Source organism: Lyngbya aestuarii BL J (assembly GCF_000478195.2).
GTDB lineage: Bacteria > Cyanobacteriota > Cyanobacteriia > Cyanobacteriales > Microcoleaceae > Capilliphycus > Capilliphycus aestuarii.
In genome coordinates this window covers 1-923 of the sequence record NZ_AUZM01000264.1, presented here as the reverse complement: position 1 = coordinate 923, position 923 = coordinate 1, and the positions used below count along the sequence as shown (strand labels likewise).

Here is a 923-nt window from a genome sequence, read left to right as displayed (position 1 = left end):
TTATATCCTCAAATCTTCTGGCGAACCGCAATGGGTTGATTTAGGGGAAGTTGAACCCATTCACAAAGCGGCTTTCTTTCGCTTCAATTTAGCCCTGAAAGACAAAAAAGATGCTTTTATCGGAAATACAGATGACATTAAACAAACCGGACGCCAACTTGATGAACTTCTCATGCAACCCATTCGGGAAAAGTTGGGGAATATTAATCATATTATCATCTCACCAGATGCTCAGTTAAATTTGATTCCCTTTGCGGCGTTGGTTGATGAAAATAATCGCTATTTGTTAGAAACTTATCAAATTACTTATCTAACAACTGGACGAGATTTAATTCGTTTCCAACTCGAATATTCTCACAAACAACCGCCTGTTATTGTCGCTAACCCAGATTATGATAAACCGGGTGAAATAACGACGGTTGCGGTTTCAAAAAACTCTGAAATTTCCCCCGCCCCCGTGACCCCCAATTCTGGGGGTATTTCTAGGGACTTTGCTTCAAGTTCCCCCCAAGTTTGGGGGGCTAGGGGGGCAGTTGATATGAGTTTTGGGGCGTTACCGGGAACCGCAGAAGAAGCAAGGGTAATTGCACCTTTGTTGTCTGATGTGACGTTATTTACCCAATCTCAAGCCACAGAAAATGCGGTTAAACAGTTGCAAGCCCCGAATATTTTACATATCGCAACTCATGGCTTTTTCTTGAAAAATCTTCCCCGAGTTGAACCGGATAATTCTTTTGGTTTAATCTCGGAAAACACTCAACAAAATACCCCAATTCAAGAAAATCCTTTGCTGCGTTCCGGTTTGGCGTTGGCGGGTTTTAATCCCCGTGAAAGCGGTTTGGATGATGGGGTGTTAACGGCGTTGGAAGTGGCAAATTTAAAGCTAAGAGGCACAAAATTAGTCGTATTATCGGCTTGTGAAA

At 42.5% G+C, this 923-nt stretch carries 1 protein-coding gene; it reads left to right on the top strand.

Annotated features, from left to right (window positions below; translation table 11 throughout):
• Positions 1-923: CHAT domain-containing protein (locus M595_RS27965; protein WP_023069915.1), on the top strand; the 923-nt coding region annotated here is incomplete at both ends.